Source organism: Paenibacillus sp. Dod16 (assembly GCF_049893405.1).
Taxonomy (GTDB): domain Bacteria; phylum Bacillota; class Bacilli; order Paenibacillales; family Paenibacillaceae; genus Paenibacillus_AQ.
The window spans coordinates 198,645-224,567 of record NZ_JBNDYG010000005.1 but is presented as its reverse complement, the minus strand read 5'-3'; the positions used below and the strand labels follow the sequence as shown (position 1 = coordinate 224,567).

The window sequence follows — 25,923 nt, the reverse complement described above, 5'->3', positions numbered from 1 at the left end:
GCCTTTAAACTTAGGTTACAAGGCGCGAAGGATCAAGCCTGAAGTCATGGCTCACATAAAGGAGGGATCTCCATGAAAGAACATGAAACGGTTATGGCAAACAACAATAGGCATGAGCAGCTTGGACTGAGCGACGGACAAGTGCTAGACATGTACAAATATATGGTGCTGGCGCGAAAATTCGATGAGCGCAACCTGCTGCTGCAGCGTGCGGGCAAAATTAATTTTCACGTATCCGGGATCGGGCAGGAGACGTGTCAGGTTGCTGCTGCGTTTGCCCTCGACCGGGAGAAAGATTACTTTTTACCCTATTACCGCGACTATGGATTTGTAATGGCAGTGGGCATGACGCCTCGCGAACTGATGCTGTCGGCTTTTGCCAAGGCCGAGGATCCGAACAGCGGCGGACGGCAGATGCCTGGACACTTTGGCAGTAAACGCCTGCGAATTGTGACGGGCTCCAGCCCTGTAACCACACAGCTTCCGCATGCGGTGGGTATCGCACTGGCGGCGAAGATGCAGAAGAAGGATTTTGTATCGTTTGTTACGTTTGGCGAAGGCTCAAGCAATCAGGGGGATTTTCACGAGGGCTGCAACTTTGCGGGCGTTCACAAACTTCCTGTCATTATCATGTGCGAGAATAACCAATATGCCATTTCGGTGCCGCTTCATAAACAGATTAGCGGGAAGGTAAGCGACCGCGCGCTCGGTTATGGATTCCCCGGCATTCGAGTGGACGGCAACGATGCGCTCGAGGTCTATGCAGCCGTAAAGGAAGCGCGTGAGCGTGCGATTCGCGGAGAAGGTCCAACACTGATCGAATCCATGATGTACCGTTTGTCTCCGCACTCCACATCGGATAACGATTTGGCGTACCGGACAAAAGAAGAGGTCGAAGAGAACTGGAAGAAAGACGGCGTCGCCCGCTTTAAGAACTATTTGGTCGACTGCGGGCTATGGGACGAAGCACGCGATCAGGATCTGATTGCGCAATTAAACCTGGAGATCAAAGAAGCGACGGAATCTGCAGACTTGGCTCCATTTCCGAAGCCTGAAGATACGCTTCTTCACGTATATGCCGATGATGAAGGGGGCGTGTAAAAGATGGCGGTAATGGAATATATCGATGCAATTCGCCTGGCCATGAAGGAAGAGATGGAGCGTGACGAGTCCGTATTCGTGTTAGGCGAGGACGTAGGCGTCAAAGGCGGCGTGTTTACAACAACCAAGGGTTTGTTGGATCAGTTCGGCGAAATGAGGGTGCTTGATACCCCGCTCGCGGAGTCCGCGATTGCCGGTGTCGCTATCGGAGCGGCCATGTATGGCATGAAGCCGATTGCCGAGATGCAATATTCGGACTTCATGTTCCCGGCAACCAATCAGATTATTAGTGAAGCAGCGAAAATCCGCTATCGTTCCAATAACGATTGGAGCTGTCCCGTCGTGATTCGTGCGCCGATCGGCGGCGGAATATTCGGGGGATTGTATCATTCCCAGTGCCCGGAATCGGTTTTCTTCGGAACGCCGGGATTGAAAATCGTTGCGCCGTACTCGGCCTATGATGCGAAGGGGCTGCTGAAAGCTGCGATACGCGACCCGGATCCGGTACTGTTCTTTGAGAACAAAAAATGCTACAAGCTGATTACTGGCGATGTACCGGAAGATGATTACGTTGTACCGATCGGCAAAGCGAAATTGCTGCGCGAAGGGTCGGATATTACGGTGATCAGCTACAGTCTGCCGCTGCACTTTGCCATGCAGGCTGCCGAAGAGCTTGAGCAGGAAGAAGGCATCAGCGCGCATGTTCTGGATTTGCGTACGATACAGCCGCTTGACCGGGAAGCGATTATTGAAGCGGCCCGTGCAACGGGTAAAGTGCTGATCGTTCATGAAGATAATAAGACCGGCGGCGTCGGCGGGGAAGTAGCCGCGATTATTGCGGAGCACTGCCTCTATGATCTGGATGCCCCGATCATGCGCTTGTGCGGTCCGGATGTACCAGCTATGCCAATCAGTCCGCCGATGGAGAAATTCTTCATGCTTAACAAGGACAAAGTCAAAGAATCCATGCGTCAATTGGCGCTTTATTAAGAACAGGGAGTGTGAGCATGTCACAAAATCAGAAATTGACCGATGTTACAATGCCTCAGCTGGCGGAATCCCTTGTTTCGGCGACCATTGCCAAGTGGCTGAAGAAGCCGGGGGATGCCATCGAGCAGTACGAACCGATCTGTGAAGTCATTACCGACAAAGTCAATGCCGAGATTCCATCCACCTTGGACGGCGTCATGGGAGAGATTCTTGCCCAGGAGGGCCAGACCGTCAATGTTGGCGAGATCATTTGCCGGATCTCTGTCGCTTCCGGTCAAGGGGCAGATCCTTCTCCCCAGCCGGCTGCAAGTGCTCCCGTGAGTCAGCATCAGGGAAGCGGCAGCGAAGAAGGTTCGATGCGTTTCCGGTATTCCCCAGCTGTGCAAACACTGGCAGCCGAGCATCAGATTGATCTTTCGCGAGTACAGGGATCAGGCATGGGCGGCAGAATCACTCGTAAAGACGTACTGGCTTATATTGAAAAGGGAGGAGCAGCCCAAGGCCAAGGCGCTCCTGCCGGAGCAGCACCAGCCCAGAGCGCCCAGGCACCGAAAGAAACGATACAGCCTAGCGGGACTTCGCCGTTTCAAGGGCTGCAGCATCAGACGCCTGCGGAACCGTCGCCTCCACTTGGCACAGCTATTCCGGATGTGCGTCATTCCGGGCTGCATTTGACGGAATCGCCGAAAATTCCAACCATCGAAGTGGAAGGAATGGAAGGCGGCAGATCGGAATACTTTATCGATGTTACGCCGATGCGTAATGCGATCGCCAGAAATATGCGTCAAAGCGTGACGGAGATTCCGCACGCGTGGACGATGATTGAGGTCGACGTGACCAATATCGTATTGCTGCGTAATCAGCTGAAGGACGAGTTCAAGCGTAAGGAAGGGGTTAATCTGACCTACCTGGCCTTTTTGCTGAAAGCCGTTGTGAACGCAATTAAAGATTATCCGATCATGAATTCGTTCTGGGCCGTGGATAAAATCGTGGTGAAGCGCGATATCAATCTGTCCCTGGCCGTCGGAACAGAGGATTCCGTGCTGACGCCGGTCATCCACCGTGCCGATCAGAAGAATATTGCCGGATTGGCTAGAGAGATCGAAGAGCTTGCACGCAAGACCCGTGAAGGCAAGCTGAAGCTAGACGACATGCAGGGCGGTACCTTTACGGTGAACAATACGGGATCCTTCGGTTCGATTCTGTCTTATCCGATCATCAACTATCCGCAGGCTGCGATTCTAACGTTTGAATCCATTGTTAAAAAGCCTGTGGTCATCAATGATATGATCGCTGTTCGTTCAACGGCGAACCTGTGTCTATCCCTCGATCATCGGATTTTGGATGGGGTTATCTGCGGAAGGTTCCTGCAGCGGGTTAAGGATAACCTGGAAGGTTATACCCTGGATACGAAGCTGTATTAATGTTCTTCTATGCATCTGCGGACTGATTCTTCGGAAGAAGTTCGCAGACGCCACTCATACCAAAGTCAATTACAGGAACATTCATTGGTTAGTGGGAACCCTATGAAAGAAGGCGTTAGCACATGAATAAACCGTTAGATGTATCGTATACGCCGGTTGTAGATTATGGCATGGCTTGGGAGCTTCAAAAACAACATGTTTCCGCCATCGATCAGGGGGAGCAGCATGAATGCTTGATGCTCCTTCAACATCCTCCGACCTATACCATGGGGTCGCAGCGTCATCCGGAGCACTTGCTCTTAAGCAAAGAGGAATTGGAGAAGCAGGGCATCGGCTTGTTTGAAATAGATCGTGGCGGTGACATTACATATCATGGTCCTGGACAGCTTGTCGGGTATCCGCTGTTACTGCTGGACGGCGGCAAGAATTTGAATCTGCACGGTTTTCTGCGCGATGTGGAACAGGTCATCATCGATTACTTGGCATCATACAACATCGAAGCCGGCCGCAAACCCGAGTACACCGGGGTATGGGTAGGGGATCTGAAAATTTGCGCCATCGGCGTTAAATTCAATAAAGCCCGCCAGCATCGCGGATTTGTGACAAGCCATGGTTTTGCGTTTAATATTAAATCCGGGATCGCAGACGCGGGATTCGCTGGAATCATTCCATGCGGTATACAGGAATATGGTGTAACTTCATTGGAAGACTGTACGGGGCGGGGGTTTGAAGTTGAGGAAGTAGCCCGGGAGATCGTGCCGTTCTTCACCCGGGTATTTCCATATGAGGCTCGTTGGTTGTAACAGCAGGCGCTCGTAAATGCAGGGTGTCAGCGAAGGAACAATGGCTCAAGGATAACCAGCAGTGTTGATCCGATCATCGCAATCAGCATGAGGTAGATAACAATTCGAAACCACTTTTTACGTTGCATTGTGTAACTCCTTTGAAATAGGTTTAATGATGAACATACATGCAGCAGCATCATTCATTGTGATATAGATATAAAGACATTGTATCGTATCTGCGAAAGAGAGGGAAGTCCAGTGATCTCAGAAGAGCGTATCATCCAAGAGTTTATGGAATTGGTTCGTGTCGATAGTGAAACCAAGCATGAAGAAGAGATCTCCAAGGTTCTCAAACATAAATTTTCCGTTCTTGGCTTTGACGTCATCGAAGATGATGCCAAAGAGAAGACAGGGCACGGAGCAGGAAATCTGATTATTACCTGGAAAGCGGACGAGGCGGCCTCGCAAGCACCTAAACTGCTATTCACCTGCCATATGGACACCGTAACGCCCGGTAAAGGCATTAAGCCGACCTTGGGTGATGATGGCTGGATTCGAAGTGATGGAACGACTATCCTCGGTGCTGATGACAAAGCGGGCATCGCCGCACTGCTGGAAGGTATTCGGGTTATCCGGGAAAATAACATTCCCCACGGACAAGTCCAGTTTGTCATTACGGTAGGTGAGGAATCGGGTTTGGTGGGAGCTCGTGCGCTTGACCCTGATGTTTTGGATGCCGATCTCGGCTTTGCCCTGGATTCCAACGGTGAATTAGGCTCCATTGCAGTTGCCGCACCGACCCAAGCAAAAATCAAAATGATTATCAAGGGCAAGTCGGCTCACGCCGGAGTGAACCCGGAGGATGGCATCAGTGCCATTCAAGTCGCTTCAAAAGCGATAGCCAAAATGAAGCTGGGACGCATCGACAAAGAAACCACGGCAAATATTGGCAAGTTCCAGGGTGGAGGCGCAACCAACATCGTCTGTGACCATGTTCAGATTGATGCTGAAGCACGCAGTATCGTTCAAGAGAAAGTGGATAAGCAAGTAAATGATATGCGTGAGGCGCTCGAAACTACCGTGCGGGAGTACAATGCCAATTGTGAGTTCATTAGCGAGATAGTCTACCCGGCTTTCAGTTTTAATGAACATGATGAGGTCGTTCAGCTTGCGCAGCGTGCCATCGGCGGTTTGGGCTTGCCCACCCGCACGTTCCGCTCCGGAGGCGGTAGTGACGCCAACATTTTTAACGGTCTTGGAATTCCAACCGTCAATTTGGCGATTGGATATCAAGATATTCATACGACGCAGGAGCGCATTCAAGCTGCAGATTTGGTCAAGGCGGCGCAGATCGTTGTGGGGATCATCCAGGAAACAGCTAAGGCTTAGTCGACAAACAGGCAGAAGAAAAGAATAAAGCCCGCGGCGGACATTTGACGTCCCTGCGGGCTTTTAGATTTGTCTGTTAATTCAAGGTTGCCATGGGCGATTGGTTCTCCCGTCTTTTTTGGGCAGGCGACCAAGTGGTATGCCAGTTCGTGTTCTCGACCACATGCAATGCGGCATTGATGTTGTCTAAGTATGGTTCAATCTCTTTCCTCGCCACTGCCGAGGAATACTGTTCCTCAAGCCGGGCAGAGAGGGAGATCAAGGCCGACTGCAAATAACAAGCAGCTTCGCCGAATCGTATCTCTGTACGCCCGGGATAAACCACTCTAAGCTGCTCGAACAGGGATGCAGCCTCATCATATTTTCCTTGATCATATAAATGCTCTGCCGCTATAAAGCATACTTTCATACAGTTGCTGTCCTGCTCTTGAAGCGGCAGCGCTTCCAATTGGTTTAATTTTGAAATTGCGAGTCCTCTGTAGCCTTCTTCATAAAGAAAACAGATCAGAGCATAATAAGCATGCTCGCCGCTATGGGTAAGCAGATGTTCGGCTAGGGATATCATATTAAGCGTAACGGCAGCACGTGCTAATTCTAAAGTATCCGACATGGCGATAAATCGGTCAGGGATCGAATGGTTTATGTTCCACTCGCAGAGCTGCCTGATTCTGGCCAGCTGAGCCCCTTCAGACGTTCTTGGACGAGGCAGTTCGCGCAGGTGGTGAGTCGAATCGCGAAGGTAACTGTCGATGAGCTGCATGGCTTCAGATACTTGACCCGTCATGATCAGGCAAGCCACATACTGGATACAGGTATCTGGATATAAACTCCCCTGTTTAGCAAAACAATGGGCAGCTTGCGGATAAGCTCCGATGTAGAATAGTGATCTGCCAACCATGATGTTGGAAGCCGGAAAGCTCCTTGTTTCGTCCAGGAGTCGTTCACAAATCGTGTGGTCTGAAATCCCCTGCATGTGCAGGAGTGCAGCCCACTGGTTCAGAGCCTCTTGGACGTAGGTACCGGAATGCTGTACGACGGTTCTGAAAGCTTCCTCCGATTTGCCGAAGGAACGCAACCGCATGCTCAATAACCCGTATTCGAGCCAGCTTAGATCAACTTCCTTCCAGCCCGAGCTCGTCTTGTCGGTCGGGGCGGATTGCGCAGCTTCCTTGAAGCTCTTTAACGCCTTCTCAAGATACCCGCGTCTTTTGTACCACTTACCGCGCTCATATTCAGTTGAAGGTGGATTAGTGTTTGGTTCGGTTTCAATAATAGGTATATGTCGCATGTCGAAGCCTCCCAATGTTATAACACCCATATAGGTGTAAAGGTCATGGTCCGTATTCGAAAAAAATAGAAAAAAGTCGAAAATCAGGTCGTAAGACCTAATTTCACCCCTTGTTTTCGTAAATATTTTTAGAAGACTTAGAAATTATATCCATGATTTTCGTTTCCGAGCCCCATTGCTGTTGCCACTGTTTCAGCATGATCCGTATCTGCCAAGCCTGTCCTACCATATGTACGGAATGATCCCCTTTGTAGCTTTTCATGGGCAGGTTCCTTCTTTCTTGTAAATTTTGATATAATACACCTTATGCAATAGCATGGTCAGTCATGCCGTTTTTAAACAAAGGAGGTCATTTTGTGAGCGATATCGGCAGTAAGAACCGAGAAGCCTCGGATAAATTGCTGGAAGAAACCACCCTATCTACCCAATCGATTTTTGAAGGGAAGATTATTTCACTGCAGGTCGATACGGTGAAACTGCCAAATGGGGAGACTGCGAAACGTGAAGTTGTCAGACACCCCGGAGCAGTAGCAGTGCTTGCTATAAAAGGCGACAAAATGTTGGCCGTCAATCAATTTCGTCAGCCGCTTGGGCGCTGTGAGGTTGAAATCCCTGCAGGCAAGCTGGAGCGGGGGGAAGATCCGCTGGAAGCGGCGAAGCGCGAACTACAGGAAGAAACGGGTTATTCATGCGGTTCCATTCGTAAACTGCATTCCTTTTATACCTCCCCGGGATTTGCAGATGAGATCATTCACTTATATCTGGCAGAGGATCTGGTCAGCGGCGACATGAACCCGGATGAGGATGAATTTATAGAGATGATGGAAATCTCGCTGGAAGAGGCGTATTCACTCATACAAGAAGAAAGAATCAGCGATGCGAAGACCATTCTCGCCGTTTATGCTTGGAATATGTATAGCCTGACAGGAAAAATCTGATATGCTGCAGCCTGAAAAGAACATGTCAACCGGGGAGGAGCTTCAGTCCTATTACTGCGACATGCACATTCACATAGGGCGCACAAGCAGCGGACAAGCTGTGAAAATTAGCGCAAGTAACAATTTGACCTTTGAGAATATAGCCGTGGAGGCCTCGGAGCGCAAAGGCATCCAAATGATCGGTATCATCGATTGCCATTCTCCTTCGGTACAGCAGGATATTCTCCAATGTTTGGACAGCGGCGTCATGCAGGAGATAGATGGAGGCGGCATCGCGTATCAGGATACGGTGATCCTGCTTGGAAGCGAGATTGAAATTCGCGAAAGCGGCCGTGGGGCAGCCCATGTGCTGGCCTATTTCCCTGACCTGAACACCATTCAGGAGTTTTCTGTCTGGATGGCAAAATACATGAAGAATGTGCAGCTTAGTTCGCAGCGCATCTATGTCAGCCCTCGTGAGCTGCATCAGGAGATTTTGGATCGCGGCGGGCTGCTGATACCTGCACACGTCTTTACGCCTCATAAAGGGCTGTACGGCAGCATGGCGGATCGTATGAGCGAGGTGCTGGACCTGAACGGGATTGCGGGAATAGAGCTTGGACTCAGTGCTGATTCCTCGATGGCGGGGCGGATAAGCGAACTGGACGCCTACTCCTTTCTGACAAATTCGGATGCGCATTCGCTTGGAAAAATCGGCAGGGAATACAACCGGATTGATATGGCGAAGCCTTCATTTACCGAATTTCGCCAGGCGCTTGGAACAAGTAACGGTCGAAGAATCAGCGCGAACTACGGGCTTAATCCCAGACTCGGAAAATACCATCGTACTTACTGCGGCGGCTGTGACAGCATTCTGGAGGAGGGCAGCGATATTCATGAATTGGTGCGCTGTCCTTACTGCGGGAGTACCAAGCTGGTGCAGGGCGTGTTTGATCGGATTCTGAACATCGCTGACCGCAAAGAGCCCATGGTACCGCAAAGCCGGCCGGCATATCACTATCAGGTTCCGCTAGAGTTCATCCCGGGCCTTGGCAAATCGTCGATGTCGAAGCTGCTGGGGGCTTTCGGCACCGAAATGCACATCCTTCACCAGGCTACGGAAGCAGAGCTTGCCGCTGTTGCTGGAGAAGGGCTCGCTGCCAGCATTGTGATGGCTAGAAACGGGACATTGTCCTTATCGGATGGCGGGGGAGGCTCTTACGGGAAGGTTCTCCGCTAAATCGATCAACTCTTTCAATCGCTAGGTCATACAAGAAGGGTGATGGTCATAGAGTAGAGTAGAGACACAGAAAGGAGACTCTATTCTATGCAATCATTCCGCCAAGCCTTTAAGGATCAGACCATGCTCTATGTGTTCGTGGGCGTCTTGTTTTTAGTTGGCGTCCTGTTTGGAGCGTTGATGGTCAATGCACTTTCATTGGAGCAGCAGCAGGAGATGGCCCGATATTTAAACCACTTTTTTGTAAACGTGCAGGACGGTGGAGAAACCATGAGTCAGTCTTCTTACTGGAGCATCGCAGCCCTTCATCTGAAATGGATCGGTTTGATATGGATTCTGGGATTGTCCGTTATCGGGCTTCCGGGAATATTGATATTGGACTTCTTAAAAGGAGTGCTTATTGGGTTTACGGTCGGTTACTTGGTCGGACAGTATTCTTGGAAAGGACTGCTGTTCGCCTTGGTATCGATTGCGCCGCAAAATTTGTTCATCATCCCCGTGCTCATGATGTGCAGCGTAGCGGCGATAACCTTCTCCCTATACATCATCAGGGACCGGTTTATTATGAATCGCGGCGGGAGCATGGTAAAGCCCTTTGCTTCGTATGCGATGCTGACCTTTTTCATGATCCTGTTAACGCTCGGAGTCGCTTCTTTTGAAACCTGGGTAACCCCGGTCATGATGCGCTGGGTCACGCCAATGTTGCTATAATCCGCGAATTTTTCCATAAAGCAAAACCGTTTGACTTTGTTTGTCAAATCCCCCTATAATGAAGGAAGTGAACAATAACGTGCAGTGATTTCCAAGGGGGAGGGAAACGATGGAAGCGCGGATCGACAAAATTAAGCAGCAGCTACAATCCCAAGGATACAAATTAACGCCCCAACGGGAAGCCACGGTAAGCGTATTGTTGGAAAATGAAGACGACCACCTTAGCGCAGAGGATGTATTTATGCTCGTGAAAGAGAAGGCTCCGGAGATCGGTCTGGCAACCGTGTACCGTACCCTAGAGCTGCTCAGTGAGCTTCATGTTGTCGAGAAGATAAATTTTGGCGATGGTGTCGCCCGTTATGACTTGCGGACGGATACTTCGAAGCATCACCATCATCATTTGATATGTACTCAATGTGGAAGCATGGATGAGATACGCGAGGATTGGCTCGGTCCATTGGAAGAGCGGTTAGAGCGAGAGTTTAACTTTACCGTTCATGACCATCGGCTTGATTTCCATGGCATATGCTACCGTTGCAAAGAGAAGGGCAAGAATGACCAGGACAAATCATAATTTTATATCATTCAACAAACCGCAGTGATGACCATCACGGCAAGCCCTCTACGGCGGTAAGCCGGGAGGGTTTTTTAGATGGTAACCAAAATATATATGGAACATGCACGAGTTCGTATCGTTCACGCAAGAACAATCTATCATTCTACATCATCCATGTACGTCGATAAGACGTTTTTTTTATTCTATCCCAATAACCGCCAAGTCCAATAACTAAAGAACATCAGAGGAAAGCGTCATAATCCAGCAGCTTGTATCATAGGATATACGTGAAGTATACCTGTAATACCCACTTTCACTTGGTGATCAAGCAAAGATGAAAGAGAGGCGCTGCCAGTGATTATATCGATCCGAAAAATAGGCTCAATGATCCGATTTATTACGATGTTTGCCGTTCTGACGATGTTTTTTTACTTTGTGCTGGGTTGGGTGGGAGATTGGCTGACCCCAGTGGATCCTTACCGTGCGCCTTCCGGTCAAGCGGTTAAGGCTTTTCAGCCTGAAAGCACCATGGACTCCCGATTTTCGCCGGCGGAACGTCTGCGATTGTACTACTGGTATGGGGAGTGATCGTGCTTGTAACGGGCACACGGGAATAGGAGCAAAAAGATCATGAAACAATATCTGGACGAATATGTAACCTATCTGGAAGACGTGAAGGGATTGTCCCGAAGTACGATTGAATCGTACCGGGCCGACTTACTAGGATTCATTGCTTTTGCAGAGGAAAGAGACGTTATCAATCCGCAGGAAGTTACACGCACCATGCTTGGATTATACATGGGAAGACTGAGGCAGCAGGGCAAGGCGGCATCAAGCCAGCTTCGCTGTACGGCTTCCTTGCGTTCCTTTTTTCAATATTTGGTGCGTCAAGCCGTTATAGGACAAGATCCGACCCAGCTGCTGGATAATCCGAAGCCGGAACGGAAGCCGCCCAAGTCGCTAACCATTGAGCAGGTGGACAAGCTGCTGTCGGCCCCGGATTCCGGCACCCCTCAGGGGGCCCGGGACAAAGCAATGCTGGAGCTGCTATATGCTTCAGGTATTAAGGTGTCGGAATTGGTGAATTTGAATACGCATGACATAAATATGGAGATGCGATTTCTTCGCTGTGCCGTTTCCGGAGGGAAGGAGCGAATTCTTCCAATTACCCAGATCGCAGCCGAGAGCGTGGCTATTTATATGCAAGACATGCGGGACAAGCTGATTCGTGATGCGGATGAGGATGCATTATTCCTGAATTCACTCGGTACGCGCTTGACACGGCAGGGATTTTGGAAAATCATTAAAAAGTATGGCAAATTGGCCGATATCGATGAGGAGATCACGCCGCATACACTTCGCCATTCGTTTGCCATTCATTTGCTGCAGAACGGCGCCGACTTGCGTTCGGTTCAGGAGATGCTGGGTCACTCGGCATTATCCACCACCGGCATGTATCAATCCACCAAGAAAAGCATGAAGGAAGTATATGATCATTTTCACCCGAGATCTTAGTGGGACCTGCTCGACTAAGATCTACAACTTATTCTCAGTTAGGAGAGGTATGAACATGAGTTCAATTCATCAGGAAAGCATTAAGGAAGCAGCGGCATACATACGCGGGCAGAAGGGTGTCGAGCCCCAGGTCGGCCTGATTTTGGGTTCAGGACTCGGCGTGCTGGCAGAATTAATTGAGAACCCGGTTTCCATCCCGTACACGGACATTCCTCATTTTCCCGTGTCCACAGTAGAGGGCCATGAAGGAGAACTGCTGCTGGGCACGATTCACGATCGACCTGTCGTTCTGATGAAGGGCCGTTTCCATATGTATGAAGGCTATGGTCCGGAAGTGACGGCTTTCCCAGTGCGCGTCATGAAAGAGCTGGGTGTGATAAGTCTGCTGGTTACCAATGCGGCGGGCGGCATCAACACGTCCTTCGAGCCGGGTGACCTCATGCTGATCTCCGATCATCTGAACATGACAGGCACCAACCCGTTAATCGGGCCGAATGATCCGGAGCTTGGCGTTCGGTTCCCGGACATGTCCCAGGCTTACAGCCGTCAGCTTCGCCAATTGGCAAAAGAAGTCGCGGTGGGTCAGGGCATTGCGCTGAGAGAAGGGGTCTATGCAGGTTTGCTCGGACCAACCTATGAAACGCCTGCCGAGATCGTCATGCTGCGTACGCTCGGTGCGGATGCGGTAGGCATGTCCACGGTGTCTGAGGTCATTGTGGCCAGACATGCCGGTCTTGAAGTGCTGGGCATCTCCTGCATCAGCAACATGGCAGCCGGAATATTGGATCAGCCGCTATCCCATGACGAGGTTATGGAGACTGCCGAGAAGGTCCGGGAGAAATTCCTTGCGCTTGTCATGGCCATTATTCCAAAAATGTAATAACCCATTTTAGCAAGGGGCTGGGCTCCGGCGGATTTATATCTGCCGAGTCCAGCTTTTTTGCTATAAGTTTTCAGCGAAGCTGAACCATTCTGTATTCGCATTTATACGTGTTTGGGGTCCCCGCAAAGGATTTGGAATAAGCATCGAAGCATAGGCTCCACTTTGTGGGGTTATTCTGTGTTCCTTTAAGATCAAGGTGATAATATTTCCGTAAAATACTGGAATAATTTGTTTTCATCCTGACGACAATGAATAGCAGACCCGTTATTTTTCGGGATGCCATTACGAATGTCAGGAGGGGATGGAAGTGAAAAAAGCGTTAATCGCTGGATTGCTGGTTCTATTTGTAGGGTTGTCCAGTGCGGCTGTACCAAGTTATGCAGAAGAAAAAAGCAAACCCGGCGAAGGATCATCTCAAGAGGAACTGGCACCAGGTGCTCGTTCTGCTATATTGCTGGATGCGGATACCGGAACCATTATTTACGAGAAAAACAGCCATGATAAGCTGCCTCCGGCGAGCATCACCAAGATCATGACGATGCTGCTTACGATGGAGGCCATCGATGAAGGACAATTGCAGTGGACGGATAAAGTGCGTACCAGCGACTATGCGGCCTCCATGGGCGGGTCGCAGATCTTTCTTGAGCCCGGCGAAGAGATGACGGTGGATGAGATGCTCAAAGGCATAGCCATGGCATCAGGCAATGATGCCTCCGTCGCGGTGGCGGAGAAAATTGCCGGCTCAGAGGAAGCGTTTGTGAAGCTGATGAACGAGAAAGCGGCCGAGCTGGGAATGAAGGATACACATTTTGTGAACTGCAACGGACTTCCTGCAGAGAATCACTATACTTCGGCCCACGACATTGCGGTCATGAGCCGGGAGCTGCTGAAATATGACCAGATCACCAAATATACGGGAGCATATCAGGATTATTTACGTAAAGATTCAGAAAAACCGTTCTGGCTGGTCAACACAAACAAGCTGGTTCGATTCTACACGGGTGCTGACGGATTGAAAACCGGATACACGTCAGAGGCCAAATTCTGTTTATCGGCAACGGCCAAACGGGACGGACTGCGCGCTGTAGCCGTTGTCATGGGAGCTCCGGATACAAAGACTCGGAATAATGAAGTATCTCGCATGTTTGACTATGCCTTCTCCCAGTATGCGATGCATTCCATCTATAAGCCGGGTGAAGTGTTAGGTATCGTGAAGGTCCAGAAGGGGACCGTGCCAGAGATCTCGATTCAAGCGGATAAAGATTACAGCGTGCTGGTTAAGAAGGGCGTAAAAAGTCCGGATATCCGTCATGAAATTCAGATGGACCCGAATTTGAAGGCGCCGGTAGCCGCCGGACAAGTCGTCGGCAAGCTAACGGTGTATCAAGGCGATCGGGTAGTGAAGGAGTTCGAGCTGACATCTCCTGTCGAGGTGAAGAAGGCCGGATTCTGGAAGCTGTTCAAACGGACAACCGGCAAGTTGTTTCATGTAGATTAATAGGAGTTTTCTTCTAGTTTTGTCGGGATGCAGGAATGTCTTTTTCAAATGTAGAAATCTTTGTTCATGTCAGGGAGGAGAGTGAGCAAACATGAATCTGCATGTTGATATGGAGCATCACAGGCATGTACTGATTGTCCGTCTGTCCGGGGAACTGGATCATCATACGGCCGATCATGTCCGGATGCAGCTGGATGAAGCTATTCAGAGACGTCAAACAGAGCACTTGGTGCTGAGCTTAAAGGACTTGGACTTTATGGACAGCTCGGGACTTGGGGTCATCCTGGGACGCTATAAATTCATCAAGCAAAAAGGCGGAAAGATGGCGGTATGCGATGTCAAGCCGCAGGTTTACCGCTTGCTTGAAATGTCGGGGCTGTTCAAGATCATGCCGATATATGAGAACGAGAGCACGGCACTCTCGGGTTTGGAGGTAGTGTCATGAGTGAAGGAAAAGCACAGCATAATTTTATGACTCTGCAGTTTGCCGCAAAGTCGGAAAACGAATCCTTTGCCCGTGTCGCCGTGGCTGCGTTCATCTCCCAGATGGATCCCAACATGGATGAGCTGAGTGACCTGAAAACGGTAGTCTCCGAAGCCGTCACAAACTGCATTATCCACGGTTACGATAGTGATCCGGATGGGGTTGTCAAGATTGAAGCCTCCATAGACGGGGATATGATCACGCTGTGCATTGAAGATTCCGGCCATGGGATCGAAGACTTGGAGATGGCCAAGCAGCCGCTTTATACATCAAAGCCAGAGCTGGAGCGATCCGGCATGGGATTCACCATCATGGAAAATTTCATGGACGAATTTGAAGTGGTCAGCGAACCAGGCAGCGGTACGTCGATCAAAATGAAAAAGAGGATCGAATCTAAGAAAGCTTTATATAATTAGGGGTTGGACAAATGGATGCCGATGTGAAGAAAACTTCGCAGACTTATTTGGACGACGCGGAGGTCAAACGACTCATTGCACTTAGCCAAAGCGGGGATAATGTCGCCCGGGACACGCTCGTCAACTGTAATATTCGTCTTGTCTGGTCTGTCGTTCAGCGGTTTATGAACCGGGGGTATGAGCCTGATGATCTGTTTCAGATCGGCTGTATCGGTCTCCTCAAATCCGTGGACAAGTTCGATCTCAGTTATGACGTAAAGTTCTCGACCTATGCCGTACCGATGATCATCGGAGAAATTCAGCGCTTCTTAAGGGACGACGGGACCCTGAAGGTCAGCCGTTCGCTTAAGGAAATGGCCAACAAAGTCAGGAAGAAGCGGGACGAGCTGTCCAAGCAGCTCGATCGGCTTCCAACGGTGAAAGAGGTTGCCGAAGAGCTTGGGGTAACCCCCGAGGAAGTGGTGTTTGCCCAAGAGGCGAACAAACCGCCAACCTCGATTCATGAGACCGTATTTGAAAATGACGGGGATCCCATAACGCTAATGGATCAGATAGCTGATGAATCGCAGGAACGATGGTTCGACAAGCTGGCCTTGAATGAAGCGATAGGCGGCTTGACCGAACGGGAGCGGCTCATTGTATATCTGCGGTATTACCGGGATCAGACGCAGTCGGAGGTTGCCAGCCGGCTGGGCATATCCCAAGTACAGGTATCGCGACTTGAGAAAAAAATATTGCAGAGCATACGGAACGAGATCGCGCAGTAGCGGCTCGCAGCCGTTATTCTAAAGAAATGCTCAAACTGACGCCGCCCTTAGGGGACGGCGTCTTTTCATTTTTTAACAACCTCCTTGTTGATGTGCCGGATAAAGAAAGTATGGTAAATCCGAGTAGAAAGGAGAGACATTTCCCATACTAACGGTAATTTAGCAGTAAAGGAGTGTTTCGGATGAAGGTTAATCCCACTCCGACGGTGTTTCTGCAGCTAAGGAGCCGCATACGGTTACCAAGAAACCAGACCGTCAAACTAGGTGATGTCGCCTTCATTGTCTGCGAGCCCGAATGGGAGAAGCGGCTTAGAGCCCTGCCGCTTACACAGCCGAAGGATATCGATGGCAACCGCCTTGTCATGGATCTGATACAAATCATCCCGAAGATTCAAGCCTTGATTCCTGGCGCCCATATTGAACCGATGGGAAACCATCATACCCTGGTGGAGCTTATTGGTCCGGAGAGCAAGCGGTCCAAATTGTGGTTCCCGCTCATTTGGCTGCTCTTGTTTTTCGGTTCGGCGCTGACCATTATGAATTTCCATGCCGACGTCAACATGCTCGAGGTACAGATCCGAATCGTCGAGATGGTGACGGGGAAAAGAGACGAGCATCCCTATTTGTTCCAGATTGCATACTCGCTCGGGCTCGGATTCGGAATGACGGTGTTCTTCAATCACTTATTCAAGAAAAAATGGAATGAAGAACCGACCCCGCTCGAGGTGGAAATGTACCTCTATCAGGAAAATCTGGATCAGTTCGTGGTCGCCGAAGAATATCGGAAAATGAACGCCGGAGCGGATACGACAGGTAAGGAACCATGATGATGTCCATTCTGCAAGGGATATTCACCTGTGTTCTTGGCGTAGCTGGGGGCATCGCCGTCGGCGGCGGAGTCATTGCGCTCATCATCGTGCTGGACATCATTCCGAGATTGTCCCAGCTGACGGCAACGTACAACCGGGTCCATTGGTATGAAGGGGCTTTAATTGCCGGATCTTTTATCGGCACGGTGGCCGATTTCTGGCGATGGTCCGTTCCTTTGGGACCGGTTGTGAGTACCGTGATCGGATTGATGTGCGGGATATTCATCGGCATGCTGGCAGCCGCATTGACCGAAGTATTGAATGTATTGCCGATTCTGGCCAAGCGGCTCCGGTTGACGGGGTATTTGTTCGGTCTTCTTATGGCCATGGTCGCAGGCAAGGTAGCGGGCTCTCTGTTCGACTGGTTTGTTTACAGCAAGTGATAGTTAAGGCTAGGAGGTAGGTTATGGACGAGAAAACAACATATAACGGCGAACGGGAGACCGATATTCCGATCATTTCACCATCGGAGATCAAAGCATTGGAGGAACAGGAGCTGGCTGAGAAGAGGGAGGCCGAGACCTCCAACAGCACCGAGGAATCCGTCATCTACTGGCAGCATACAGACCATGTCCCCGCAAAGCTGAGTGATCTGAAAAAAGTGCTTAAGGAAGTTATCGGTCTTGGAGTTTCTTTTGATGTGGTATTCCGTGAAATGAACTTTGCCGGCAGAAACGCGGGACTTCTCTTCTTAAACGGCTTCACGAATGATGCCGTGGTGACGGATATACTGACAAGGCTGACGTATCTGACACCGGAGGATGTGAGCAATCAGGCACTTACCGAGATGATGACCCGCTATATTCCCCATGTCCAAGTGGAGCGGGATACAAGGCTCAGCAAAGTGATTAACGAAGTGCTCTCCGGTATATGTGCGCTGTTCATTGAGGATGCGCATTCCGCTATCTTGTTGGATACCCGGAAATATCCTGTGCGCGGGCTCGAGGAGCCTGCGGTGGAACGTGTCGTTCGCGGCGCAAGGGATGGTTTTACGGAGACACTCGTTACCAACGTGAACCTGGTGCGAAGACGGGTTCGTGATCCGGGACTTCACGTTGAGGTCATGAAGGTCGGAAGGCGGACGAGAACGGATGTGTGCCTGGTTTTCATAGATGACATCGTGGACCGTACGCAGGTTGAGGCGATTCGCGATAAAATCAAGGAAGTGGATTTAGAAGGGCTTCCACTTGGAGATAAACAGCTCGAAGAAGCAATCGTGAACAAAGGCTGGCACCCATTTCCGCTGGTCCGATATTCGGAACGGCCGGATGTTGTATCCTCCCATCTGCTCGAAGGCCGAGTAGTTGTCATGGTAGATACTTCACCGAGCGTGATGATTATGCCAACCACGTTTTTGGATCTGTGTCAGCATGCCGAGGAGAATCGCCAAACCCCATTTATGGGGACATATCTCCGCTGGATACGTTTTATAGGCATTTTTGCATCCATGTTCCTGCTCCCGCTGTGGATGCTGCTTGTTGTCCATCCTGAACTGAAGCCGCCGGGACTCGATATCATCGGTCCGCAGGAGAATGCTAAAATTCCGATTATCCTGCAGTTTCTGATCGTTGAATTCGGCGTGGATTTGCTCCGCTTGGCTGCCGTTCATACGCCGACACCGCTTGCGTCGGCGATGGGGCTGATCGCCGCGATCTTGATCGGCGACATCGCCGTTAAGACCGGATTGTTTGTCAACGAGGTCGTCTTGTATATGGCGGTTGCATCCATCGGGATGTATGCAACTCCGAGTTATGAGTTGGGACTTGCCAACCGGATGGTCAGGCTGCTCCTTCTGCTTGCAACAGCCCTGTTCGGGGTGAAGGGTTTTGTCATCGGGACGACGCTTCTGATTCTGCTCCTGACGACACACCGTTCCTACAATTCCTCTTATTTGTGGCCATTTATACCATTTAGTGCAAAAGCGATGGGCGAAATTTTGTTCCGCAAACCGCTGCTTCTATCTAGAAGACGCCCGGCCCACAATAAAACACGCGACAACACCAAAATGGGCCCTGAAATGAATCCGAGAGGCGAGCAATAACAATAACACAAATGTTGTGTTGAAAAATCCATTTTGATTACCTTCCGTTGTCTGCTATACTGTGAACAATTATTCGATTACCCTATTTTGAATCAATGGATCGGAGGAATTGTAAGCATGTTTTTACACGGTACAAGCAAGATTAACGATCAGGGGCATTTGGAAATCGGCGGGTGTGACACATCCGATTTGAAAGCTCAATATGGAACACCATTATATATTGTAGACGAGCAGTCGGTTCGCAATCGTTGTCGGGAATACATCGAGGCCTTCAAGGCGTCCGGCTTGAAGTTCCAAGTCGCGTATGCAAGTAAGGCGTTTTGCGTGATGGCCATGTGCCAATTGGCCGACCAGGAAGGTATGTCGCTTGACGTCGTATCAGACGGAGAGCTGTACACCGCACTTGAGGCCGGATTCCCGGCAGACCGGATTCATTTCCACGGAAATAATAAAACCCCGGAAGAAATTGAGATGGCGCTGGATGCGGAAATTGGCTGTTTCGTTGTCGATAACGTAGTTGAACTGCATATGCTGCAAGCGATTGCTGCCGAGAAGAATCGGAAGGTCAACATTCTGCTACGCGTGACACCGGGTGTTGAGGCTCATACGCATGAGTATATCTCAACAGGCCAAACGGATTCGAAATTTGGCTTTGATATCGGCAACGGCTCTGCTTATGAAGCGGTGAAGCTTGCCGAGGCTCAAGCGAACATTCATCTGATGGGTATTCATTCCCATATCGGCTCCCAGATTTTTGAGGTGGAAGGCTTTCAGATGGCTGTTCAGCGCGTAGCTGAATTCGCGGCTTCCGTTAAAGAAGGTTTGGGGGTTGTGTTCAAGGTTGTAAACCTTGGGGGTGGTTTCGGTATCCGTTACGTGGATGGCGATACGCCGCTTCAAGTATCCCAGTATGTAAAAGCGATCACGGATGCCGTGAAGACCCATTTTGCGGGCCTTGGCTCCGAACTTCCTGAAATTTGGGTGGAACCGGGCCGGAGCATTGTTGGTGATGCAGGCACCACCCTGTATACGGTGGGCACAAGCAAGGATATTCCCGGAGTGCGTAAATACGTTGCCGTAGACGGCGGAATGACGGACAACCCGCGCCCGGCGCTGTACGAGTCGAAATATGAAGCGCTGCTGGCGAACCGGGCGAATGAGAAACCGGAAGAAACGGTATCCATTGCCGGCAAGTGCTGTGAGAGCGGAGACATGCTCATCTGGGACTTGGAGCTTCCGAAGGTAGCAACAGGCGATTTGCTGGCCGTATCCTGCACAGGCGCATACAACTATTCCATGGCTAGCAATTACAACCGCATCCGCAAACCTGCAGTCGTGTTCGTGAAGGACGGACAGAGCAAGCTGGTCGTACGCCGTGAGTCGCTTGCGGACATCATCAGTCATGATGTGGTGCCGGCAAGTGTAACCAAAGAAACCGTAACCAATTAAACTGAAGTTTGTTTTACGGCTCTAAAACCCAAGAGGGCCCGCCACTGCCTCCGGCTGCGGTCAGGGCTCTTTGGTTTGCCTTGGACTTGATATAGGATGTGTAAACGGGGGACAAGATCGTTTTTGCTTCGAAGCTCAATTCATAGTAAACTATAGAATGCATTGTAAAAAATCGATTAAAGCGTTCTAATAACGGAAGGAGATAACACATATGGCTAAAAAAGCGAAGATCACATTAGAGAACGGCAAAGAGGTAGTGCTTGATCTGTTCGAGAATGATGCACCGAATACGGTAGCTAATTTTGAGAAATTGGCGAACTCCGGTTTTTATAACGGTCTTGTATTTCACCGCGTAATTCCTGGGTTCGTTGCTCAAGGCGGCTGCCCACAGGGAACGGGAACCGGCGGTCCTGGCTATACCATCAACTGCGAGATCAATCCTAACAAGCATGAGCGTGGAAGCTTGGCCATGGCGCATGCCGGCCGCAACACGGGCGGAAGCCAGTTCTATGTATGCTACGAGCCGCAGCCGCATTTGGACGGACAACATACGGTGTTCGGTAAAGTTGTAGAGGGCATGGAGTATGTGGATGCATTCAAAGGCCGCGACAAAATGGAAAAAGTAGAAGTATACGAAGCGTAACCATTAGCTTCTGGTCAGGACAGGCTCACTCATAAGGGTGAGCCTGTTTTTAATATTCCGGGGAGGGGTTAGGCAGGGTCAGGGAATAATTGGCGGAGCTCCTCCGGAACAGGCCGGCTTTTTCGAGTATGTATATCCATCGCCACACTGGTAACGGCGGCATCCGCGCACAGCTCTCCCTGTTCGTTGTATATCGTCTGAATCAGCACATAACTCGTACGACCCATAGTCTGCGGTTCGGTCACGATCGTCAGCCGTTCGCCCTGGCCGCACTCCTTGCGGTAATTAATATTGATATTGACGGTAACGGTCTGGACACCGAGCCGTTTCAATAGGTCATATTGAAGATTTCCTGCTTCGTACCATTCCTCACGGCCCCACTCCAGATATTCCAGGTATTTGGCGTTGTTTACATGTCCGTTGACGTCGATCTCCGTAGGACGGACGACAATGTCCAGCGATGTTTTCATCGTTGCGTGCTCCTTTTCAACTGTATCTAGTTCCTGTGTTTATCCTAATCTAACTGTTCTCCCTTGGGGAAGAATTCTCCTTCTACATTCAATACACATATTGGCATTAAGTTATAGGCTTTAAAAAAGTTAGTTGTTTTTCTTGCAATTTTCAAAAGGTGGTGATAAGATTCTTCATAAGATCAAACAATTTCATATGTTTAATCCTTCGGGGCAGGGTGAAATTCCCTACCGGCGGTGATGAACGCAGTGATTGAGCTTTAGAAAGCAGATGGCTGCGTCTTAGTCCGTGACCCGGATACGCGTGTGTTGTTACACACCGTATGCGGTGGACCTGGTGAAAATCCGGGACCGACAGTATAGTCTGGATGGGAGAAGGAGTGAAAGACACATAAGCAACAAGTGCTATTTGTGTCTGTGCACACAACGCGCTATGCGTTATGTGCAGGTTTTCACATGCAATTCAAACCTGTGCTTGCGATGATTAGATGTCGTCGGTAACGGATTTGAATCGTTTGTTATAGGCAAAACCTGCGATCATAACGGTTATTTAGTGTGTCGATTATTAACTTCCATCAAGCCCTGTTAAGGATTCCCCGAATCTTTGGCAGGGCTTTTTTGTGTGGACGTTGAGAAAGGGGCATGTTTAGCATGGATATCGTCAACGATGAATTCTATATGTCACTTGCGCTGGACCTGGCTGAACGTGCGCAGGGCCAAACCGGGATTAATCCGGTTGTGGGCTGTGTCGTCGTTAAGGATGGCGCGCTTGCAGGGGTGGGAACACATCTGGAGCGCGGAACACCGCACGCTGAAGTTCATGCTCTGAATATGGCTGGCAGCAAAGCAGCGGGCAGTACGGTGTACGTGACACTGGAGCCCTGCAGTCACTACGGTACGACGCCGCCATGCAGCGAGAGGCTGATTGCCGAAGGTGTTCAGCGAGTGGTTGTTGCTTGCGAGGACCCCAATCCTCTTGTTGCGGGCAATGGGATCCAAATGCTGCGCGCAGCGGGAATCAGGGTTGAGATCGGTGTCCTTAAGGAACGTGCTCTTCGCTTGAACGAAACCTTCATTAAATTCATTACGACGGGTCAGCCTTTCGTAACGTTAAAGACAGCCAGCACGCTGGACGGCAAGATCGCATCGAAAACCGGTGATAGCAAGTGGATATCCAATGAGGAATCAAGAGAGCTTGTGCATACGCTGCGTCATCGTCACCAGGGCATCATGGTAGGCGTGTCTACCGTAATCGCGGATAATCCAAGCCTGACGACAAGACTTGGCGTGGAAGGCTTGCATCCGGTTAGGATCATTGTGGATTCCAGCTTGCGAATCCCGCTCCACAGCCATGTCGTGACAGACGGTTTGGCGCCGACATGGGTCTTGACGACGGAGCAGGCGGATGAGAAGAACCGGTCCGTGCTGGAAGAGCAAGGAATTCAGGTTATCCCCTGCGGGCCAGGACCGCGTGTGGATCTGAAGGCTGCACTGGTGAAACTGGGGCAAAAGGGGATTGCCTCCATTTTGCTGGAGGGCGGGGGCACGCTGAATGGCTCAATGCTGGAACAGAAGCTGGTGGATCGGCTCATCCAGTTGATCGCCCCTAAGATTATTGGTGGATACGATTCCCCGGGAAATTACATGTTCAGCGGGTATGAGCAGATGAATCAAGCGATTCAGCTGACAGGACTTGAGACCGAAAGACTTGGCGACAATATTTACGTCACCGGGATTCCGGTCTGGAAATAAGGAGAAAGAAAGGAGGGAAGCCTGTGTTTACTGGATTGGTTGAGGAGATCGGCGAGATGAGGCGGATCGGACGGAAGGGCGAAGCCATGCTGCTGAGCATTTCCGCGAGCCGGATTATGGATGATTTAAAGCTGGGGGACAGCGTATCCGTTAATGGCGTTTGCTTGACAGCTACAACCATTGACAAAGGTATATTTACGGTAGACGTGATGCCGGAAACCTATAGAAATACCAATCTTAAGGAACTGCAGCCAGGCGGAAAGGTGAATCTGGAACGGGCGATGGCGGCCGGAGGCAGATTCGGAGGCCATATCGTTCAGGGGCATGTGGATGGCGTAGGCGTCATTCGCAGCGTGCAGGCAGATCAGAATGCTGTGGTATACGAGATTGCGCCCGCGAATGGGGACATATTCAAATATATCATTCCGAAAGGCTCCGTCACCCTGGATGGAATCAGCTTGACCGTTGTCAAAACGACAGATTCCTCCTTTACGGTATCCATCATCCCCCATACGCTGGCGGAGACGGTGCTGGCTTATAAAAAAGCGGGCGATACGATTAATATCGAATGCGACATTTTAGGGAAATATGTAGATCACCTGCTGCATTACGGCTCAGAAGGGGCCGGCAGCAAAGGCGGAACAAAACCGGGGATCAGCAGGGATTATCTTGCGGAACACGGATTTGCCTAAGCCTGGTGATTCACATAGAGTCTCCATGAGGAAGAAGGAGGAGTAGCGATGGATGAGCGCTTTTCATTTCATACAATCGAAGAGGCGTTAACCGATTTGAAGGAAGGCAAGGTCGTCATTGTCGTCGATGATGAAGACCGTGAGAATGAGGGTGATTTTATCGCATTAGCAGATAAGGCAACCCCGGAGGTCATTAATTTTATGATCACCGAAGGCCGTGGGCTCGTATGTTTGCCCATGACGCAGGCCAGAGCCCAGGAGCTCGACCTCAAACCGATGGTTACCCAAAATACGGACTTTCATGGAACGGCCTTTACGGTTTCCATTGATCATAAGGACACTACGACAGGCATATCGGCCTATGAGCGGTCCATCACCGTCAAAGGCATTTTGGATTCGAATGCATCTGCGTCCGATTTCCGAAGACCAGGTCATATGTTCCCGTTGATCGCAAAAGATGGAGGCGTCCTGCGCCGGGCAGGACATACGGAGGCCGCTGTCGATCTTGCCAGATTGAGCGGCTCCTATCCGGCCGGCGTCATCTGCGAGGTAATCAAGGAAGACGGCACAATGGCACGGCTGCCGGACCTTGTGGAGATTGCGAAGAAGCATGAGCTGAAGCTGATTAGCATCAAGGATCTGATTCATTACCGCAATGAAAAAGAAAAGCTTGTCCAGCGAGAGGTAGCTGTGCGGATGCCGACCGACTTCGGCGTGTTTCAGGCCGTAGCCTACACCAACGACGTGGACAATAAAGAGCATGTTGCCTTGGTAAAAGGGGAGATCGACGGGAATGAGCCTGTCCTCGTGCGCGTGCATTCCGAGTGTCTGACAGGAGATGTGTTTCACTCCCATCGCTGCGATTGCGGTCCCCAGTTCGAGGCGGCACTCCGCCAAATCGATGAAGCAGGCAGAGGCGTTCTTCTCTACATGCGCCAGGAGGGGCGGGGCATCGGCTTAATCAACAAATTGAAAGCCTACAAGCTGCAGGAAGAGGGACTCGACACCGTGGACGCGAACCTGAAGCTCGGTTTTGCGGCGGATCTGCGCGATTACGGCATCGGAGCCCAGATCCTGAAGGATCTGGGGATCAGAAAAATCCGCTTGCTGACAAACAATCCGCGCAAAATCAAAGGCCTCGAGGGTTACGGTCTTGAGGTTGTGGAGCGCGTTCCGATCCAAATGCCGGAGAACGAGGATAACACGGGCTACCTGCATACCAAGCAAGCCAAGCTCGGTCATATGCTGAAATTCAGCGATATCGAGCAGAACGAGAGTGCCAACTAATCACCATATAACAAAAGGTCTTATTTGAGAAGACGGATTTGCCTGAGCATAATAAGCAGAGGAGCAAATCAGTTCTGGAGAAGCGGTAGCGGTCGCCTTTAAATCCTGATTTCCACCTTGAAAAAATAGATCATGAAATCAGGATTTAACAGCGATCGGAAGAACGATTTGATCCGGCAGCGACTTGTTGCGAAGCAATGACTATGATCACCTTAAGACCTTATATAAACTCCAAACCGAAAGGAAGTCATTCATCATGACAACAATATTTGAAGGTAAATTAGTATCCGAGGGTCTAAAGTACGGGATCGTCGTAGGTCGATTCAACGAATTCATCACCAGCAAGCTGCTGAGCGGCGCACTGGACGCACTGAAGCGTCACGGCGCACAGGAGAACGAAATCGATGTGGCCTGGGTGCCGGGTGCGTTTGAAATCCCGCTGATTGCCCAAAAAATGGCAGAGAGCGGCAAATACGATGCCATCATCACCTTGGGAACCGTCATTCGCGGATCCACCACGCACTATGATTATGTATGCAACGAAGTGGCCAAAGGGGTATCCGCAATTAACCTGAAGACCGGTGTACCAACGATCTTCGGTGTCGTGACGACGGAGAATATCGAACAAGCCGTGGAGCGTGCGGGAACGAAGGCTGGCAATAAAGGCTGGGATTCCGCCATGGCAGCCATCGAAATGGCGAACTTGACGAAAAGCCTAAAATAGTGCTTATTTAATGTAGTGCTCTTTTTTTGGAG

The 25,923-nt window shown here is 50.3% G+C and carries 29 protein-coding genes and 1 riboswitch; of the genes, 25 read left to right on the top strand and 4 right to left on the bottom strand.

From position 1 onward, the window contains the following. Positions 1–72: 72 nt before the first annotated feature. From ACPV3A_RS05850 to lipB, 4 genes are all read left to right on the top strand, one after another. Complete coding sequence (locus tag ACPV3A_RS05850) at positions 73–1,101, top strand: thiamine pyrophosphate-dependent dehydrogenase E1 component subunit alpha (RefSeq protein ID WP_426198435.1); 1,029 nt, start codon at positions 73–75, stop codon at positions 1,099–1,101. 3 nt (positions 1,102–1,104) lie between these two features. Beyond that, complete coding sequence (locus tag ACPV3A_RS05845) at positions 1,105–2,091, top strand: alpha-ketoacid dehydrogenase subunit beta (RefSeq protein ID WP_194541886.1); 987 nt, start codon at positions 1,105–1,107, stop codon at positions 2,089–2,091. 17 nt (positions 2,092–2,108) lie between these two features. Further along, entirely contained in the window at positions 2,109–3,515 is a 1,407-nt protein-coding gene (locus tag ACPV3A_RS05840; RefSeq protein WP_426198434.1) for a dihydrolipoamide acetyltransferase family protein, read from the top strand. Positions 3,516–3,637: 122 nt separating this feature from the next. Continuing rightward, the gene (gene lipB / locus ACPV3A_RS05835) at positions 3,638–4,318 is read left to right on the top strand and encodes a lipoyl(octanoyl) transferase LipB (protein ID WP_194541888.1); all 681 of its coding nucleotides are present in this window, start codon (positions 3,638–3,640) and stop codon (positions 4,316–4,318) included. A gap of 26 nt (positions 4,319–4,344) precedes the next feature. Here lipB and prli42 read toward each other — a convergent pair whose 3' ends face one another. After that, positions 4,345–4,446 (bottom strand): stressosome-associated protein Prli42, encoded by a 102-nt coding sequence (prli42, locus tag ACPV3A_RS05830; protein ID WP_162487679.1) that lies wholly within the window; start codon positions 4,444–4,446, stop codon positions 4,345–4,347. Positions 4,447–4,558: 112 nt separating this feature from the next. Between prli42 and ACPV3A_RS05825 the strand changes: the two genes are divergently transcribed. After that, the gene (locus ACPV3A_RS05825; protein WP_220687471.1) at positions 4,559–5,689 is read left to right on the top strand and encodes a tripeptidase T; all 1,131 of its coding nucleotides are present in this window, start codon (positions 4,559–4,561) and stop codon (positions 5,687–5,689) included. Between the two features lie 76 nt (positions 5,690–5,765). Here the strand turns inward: ACPV3A_RS05825 and ACPV3A_RS05820 are convergent, their stop codons facing one another. Together ACPV3A_RS05820 and mciZ are read right to left on the bottom strand one after the other, a co-directional pair. Continuing rightward, a complete protein-coding gene (locus ACPV3A_RS05820; protein ID WP_426198433.1) occupies positions 5,766–6,977 on the bottom strand; it encodes a tetratricopeptide repeat protein in 1,212 nt (403 codons plus the stop codon). A gap of 103 nt (positions 6,978–7,080) precedes the next feature. After that, positions 7,081–7,239, bottom strand: coding sequence for a Z-ring formation inhibitor MciZ (gene mciZ, locus ACPV3A_RS05815; protein ID WP_194541891.1), 159 nt, complete (start codon positions 7,237–7,239; stop codon positions 7,081–7,083). 94 nt (positions 7,240–7,333) lie between these two features. Here mciZ and ACPV3A_RS05810 point away from each other — a divergent pair, with 94 nt between their 5' ends. The 16 genes from ACPV3A_RS05810 (at position 7,334) to ACPV3A_RS05735 (ending at position 20,966) form a co-directional block, all read left to right on the top strand. Beyond that, a complete protein-coding gene (locus tag ACPV3A_RS05810) occupies positions 7,334–7,915 on the top strand; it encodes an NUDIX domain-containing protein (protein ID WP_071223880.1) in 582 nt (193 codons plus the stop codon). A gap of 1 nt (position 7,916) precedes the next feature. Then, positions 7,917–9,134, top strand: a complete 1,218-nt coding sequence (locus tag ACPV3A_RS05805; protein ID WP_426198432.1) for an endonuclease Q family protein — start codon at positions 7,917–7,919, stop codon at positions 9,132–9,134. Between the two features lie 87 nt (positions 9,135–9,221). Then, complete coding sequence (gene spoIIM, locus ACPV3A_RS05800; protein ID WP_426198431.1) at positions 9,222–9,845, top strand: stage II sporulation protein M; 624 nt, start codon at positions 9,222–9,224, stop codon at positions 9,843–9,845. Positions 9,846–9,954: 109 nt separating this feature from the next. Continuing rightward, positions 9,955–10,419 (top strand): Fur family transcriptional regulator, encoded by a 465-nt coding sequence (locus tag ACPV3A_RS05795; RefSeq protein ID WP_006209405.1) that lies wholly within the window; start codon positions 9,955–9,957, stop codon positions 10,417–10,419. A 336-nt stretch (positions 10,420–10,755) separates the two neighbouring features. Then, a complete protein-coding gene (locus ACPV3A_RS05790) occupies positions 10,756–10,989 on the top strand; it encodes a YqzK family protein (protein ID WP_194541895.1) in 234 nt (77 codons plus the stop codon). Between the two features lie 42 nt (positions 10,990–11,031). Beyond that, on the top strand, positions 11,032–11,916 hold the full coding sequence (locus ACPV3A_RS05785; protein WP_426198430.1) for a site-specific tyrosine recombinase: 885 nt from the start codon (positions 11,032–11,034) through the stop codon (positions 11,914–11,916). Positions 11,917–11,971: 55 nt separating this feature from the next. After that, entirely contained in the window at positions 11,972–12,796 is an 825-nt protein-coding gene (locus ACPV3A_RS05780; protein ID WP_426198429.1) for a purine-nucleoside phosphorylase, read from the top strand. Between the two features lie 310 nt (positions 12,797–13,106). After that, complete coding sequence (locus ACPV3A_RS05775) at positions 13,107–14,297, top strand: D-alanyl-D-alanine carboxypeptidase family protein (RefSeq protein ID WP_426198428.1); 1,191 nt, start codon at positions 13,107–13,109, stop codon at positions 14,295–14,297. Positions 14,298–14,388: 91 nt separating this feature from the next. Then, positions 14,389–14,742, top strand: a complete 354-nt coding sequence (gene spoIIAA / locus ACPV3A_RS05770; RefSeq protein WP_071223887.1) for an anti-sigma F factor antagonist — start codon at positions 14,389–14,391, stop codon at positions 14,740–14,742. Then, complete coding sequence (gene spoIIAB, locus ACPV3A_RS05765) at positions 14,739–15,197, top strand: anti-sigma F factor (protein ID WP_426198427.1); 459 nt, start codon at positions 14,739–14,741, stop codon at positions 15,195–15,197. Before spoIIAA ends, spoIIAB begins: the two co-directional genes overlap by 4 nt. 11 nt (positions 15,198–15,208) lie before the next feature. Then, positions 15,209–15,964 (top strand): RNA polymerase sporulation sigma factor SigF, encoded by a 756-nt coding sequence (gene sigF / locus ACPV3A_RS05760; protein WP_006209412.1) that lies wholly within the window; start codon positions 15,209–15,211, stop codon positions 15,962–15,964. A gap of 182 nt (positions 15,965–16,146) precedes the next feature. Continuing rightward, positions 16,147–16,791 carry a stage V sporulation protein AA gene (locus ACPV3A_RS05755; protein ID WP_194541898.1) on the top strand — a complete coding sequence of 215 codons (645 nt, stop codon included), beginning with the start codon at positions 16,147–16,149 and terminating at the stop codon, positions 16,789–16,791. Continuing rightward, entirely contained in the window at positions 16,788–17,216 is a 429-nt protein-coding gene (locus tag ACPV3A_RS05750; protein ID WP_194541899.1) for a stage V sporulation protein AB, read from the top strand. Before ACPV3A_RS05755 ends, ACPV3A_RS05750 begins: the two co-directional genes overlap by 4 nt. A gap of 23 nt (positions 17,217–17,239) precedes the next feature. After that, positions 17,240–18,874 carry a spore germination protein gene (locus ACPV3A_RS05745; RefSeq protein ID WP_426198426.1) on the top strand — a complete coding sequence of 545 codons (1,635 nt, stop codon included), beginning with the start codon at positions 17,240–17,242 and terminating at the stop codon, positions 18,872–18,874. A 117-nt stretch (positions 18,875–18,991) separates the two neighbouring features. Next, on the top strand, positions 18,992–20,323 hold the full coding sequence (gene lysA / locus ACPV3A_RS05740) for a diaminopimelate decarboxylase (RefSeq protein WP_194541901.1): 1,332 nt from the start codon (positions 18,992–18,994) through the stop codon (positions 20,321–20,323). Positions 20,324–20,534: 211 nt separating this feature from the next. Then, positions 20,535–20,966: a peptidylprolyl isomerase gene (locus tag ACPV3A_RS05735; protein WP_009595227.1), complete on the top strand. Its 432-nt coding sequence runs from the start codon at positions 20,535–20,537 to the stop codon at positions 20,964–20,966. A 68-nt stretch (positions 20,967–21,034) separates the two neighbouring features. Here ACPV3A_RS05735 and ACPV3A_RS05730 read toward each other — a convergent pair whose 3' ends face one another. Further along, on the bottom strand, positions 21,035–21,436 hold the full coding sequence (locus ACPV3A_RS05730; RefSeq protein ID WP_426198425.1) for an acyl-CoA thioesterase: 402 nt from the start codon (positions 21,434–21,436) through the stop codon (positions 21,035–21,037). 200 nt (positions 21,437–21,636) lie between these two features. Beyond that, positions 21,637–21,820, top strand: a riboswitch (FMN riboswitch). 267 nt (positions 21,821–22,087) lie between these two features. Between ACPV3A_RS05730 and ribD the strand changes: the two genes are divergently transcribed. The 4 genes from ribD to ribH all read left to right on the top strand — a co-directional run bounded on the left by ribD (position 22,088) and on the right by ribH (position 25,891). Next, entirely contained in the window at positions 22,088–23,188 is a 1,101-nt protein-coding gene (gene ribD / locus ACPV3A_RS05725; protein WP_426198424.1) for a bifunctional diaminohydroxyphosphoribosylaminopyrimidine deaminase/5-amino-6-(5-phosphoribosylamino)uracil reductase RibD, read from the top strand. A 23-nt stretch (positions 23,189–23,211) separates the two neighbouring features. After that, positions 23,212–23,880, top strand: coding sequence for a riboflavin synthase (gene ribE / locus ACPV3A_RS05720; protein WP_194541904.1), 669 nt, complete (start codon positions 23,212–23,214; stop codon positions 23,878–23,880). A gap of 48 nt (positions 23,881–23,928) precedes the next feature. Then, positions 23,929–25,167: a bifunctional 3,4-dihydroxy-2-butanone-4-phosphate synthase/GTP cyclohydrolase II gene (locus ACPV3A_RS05715; protein WP_194541905.1), complete on the top strand. Its 1,239-nt coding sequence runs from the start codon at positions 23,929–23,931 to the stop codon at positions 25,165–25,167. Between the two features lie 256 nt (positions 25,168–25,423). Then, complete coding sequence (ribH, locus tag ACPV3A_RS05710; RefSeq protein ID WP_220685900.1) at positions 25,424–25,891, top strand: 6,7-dimethyl-8-ribityllumazine synthase; 468 nt, start codon at positions 25,424–25,426, stop codon at positions 25,889–25,891. Positions 25,892–25,923 lie beyond the last annotated feature (32 nt).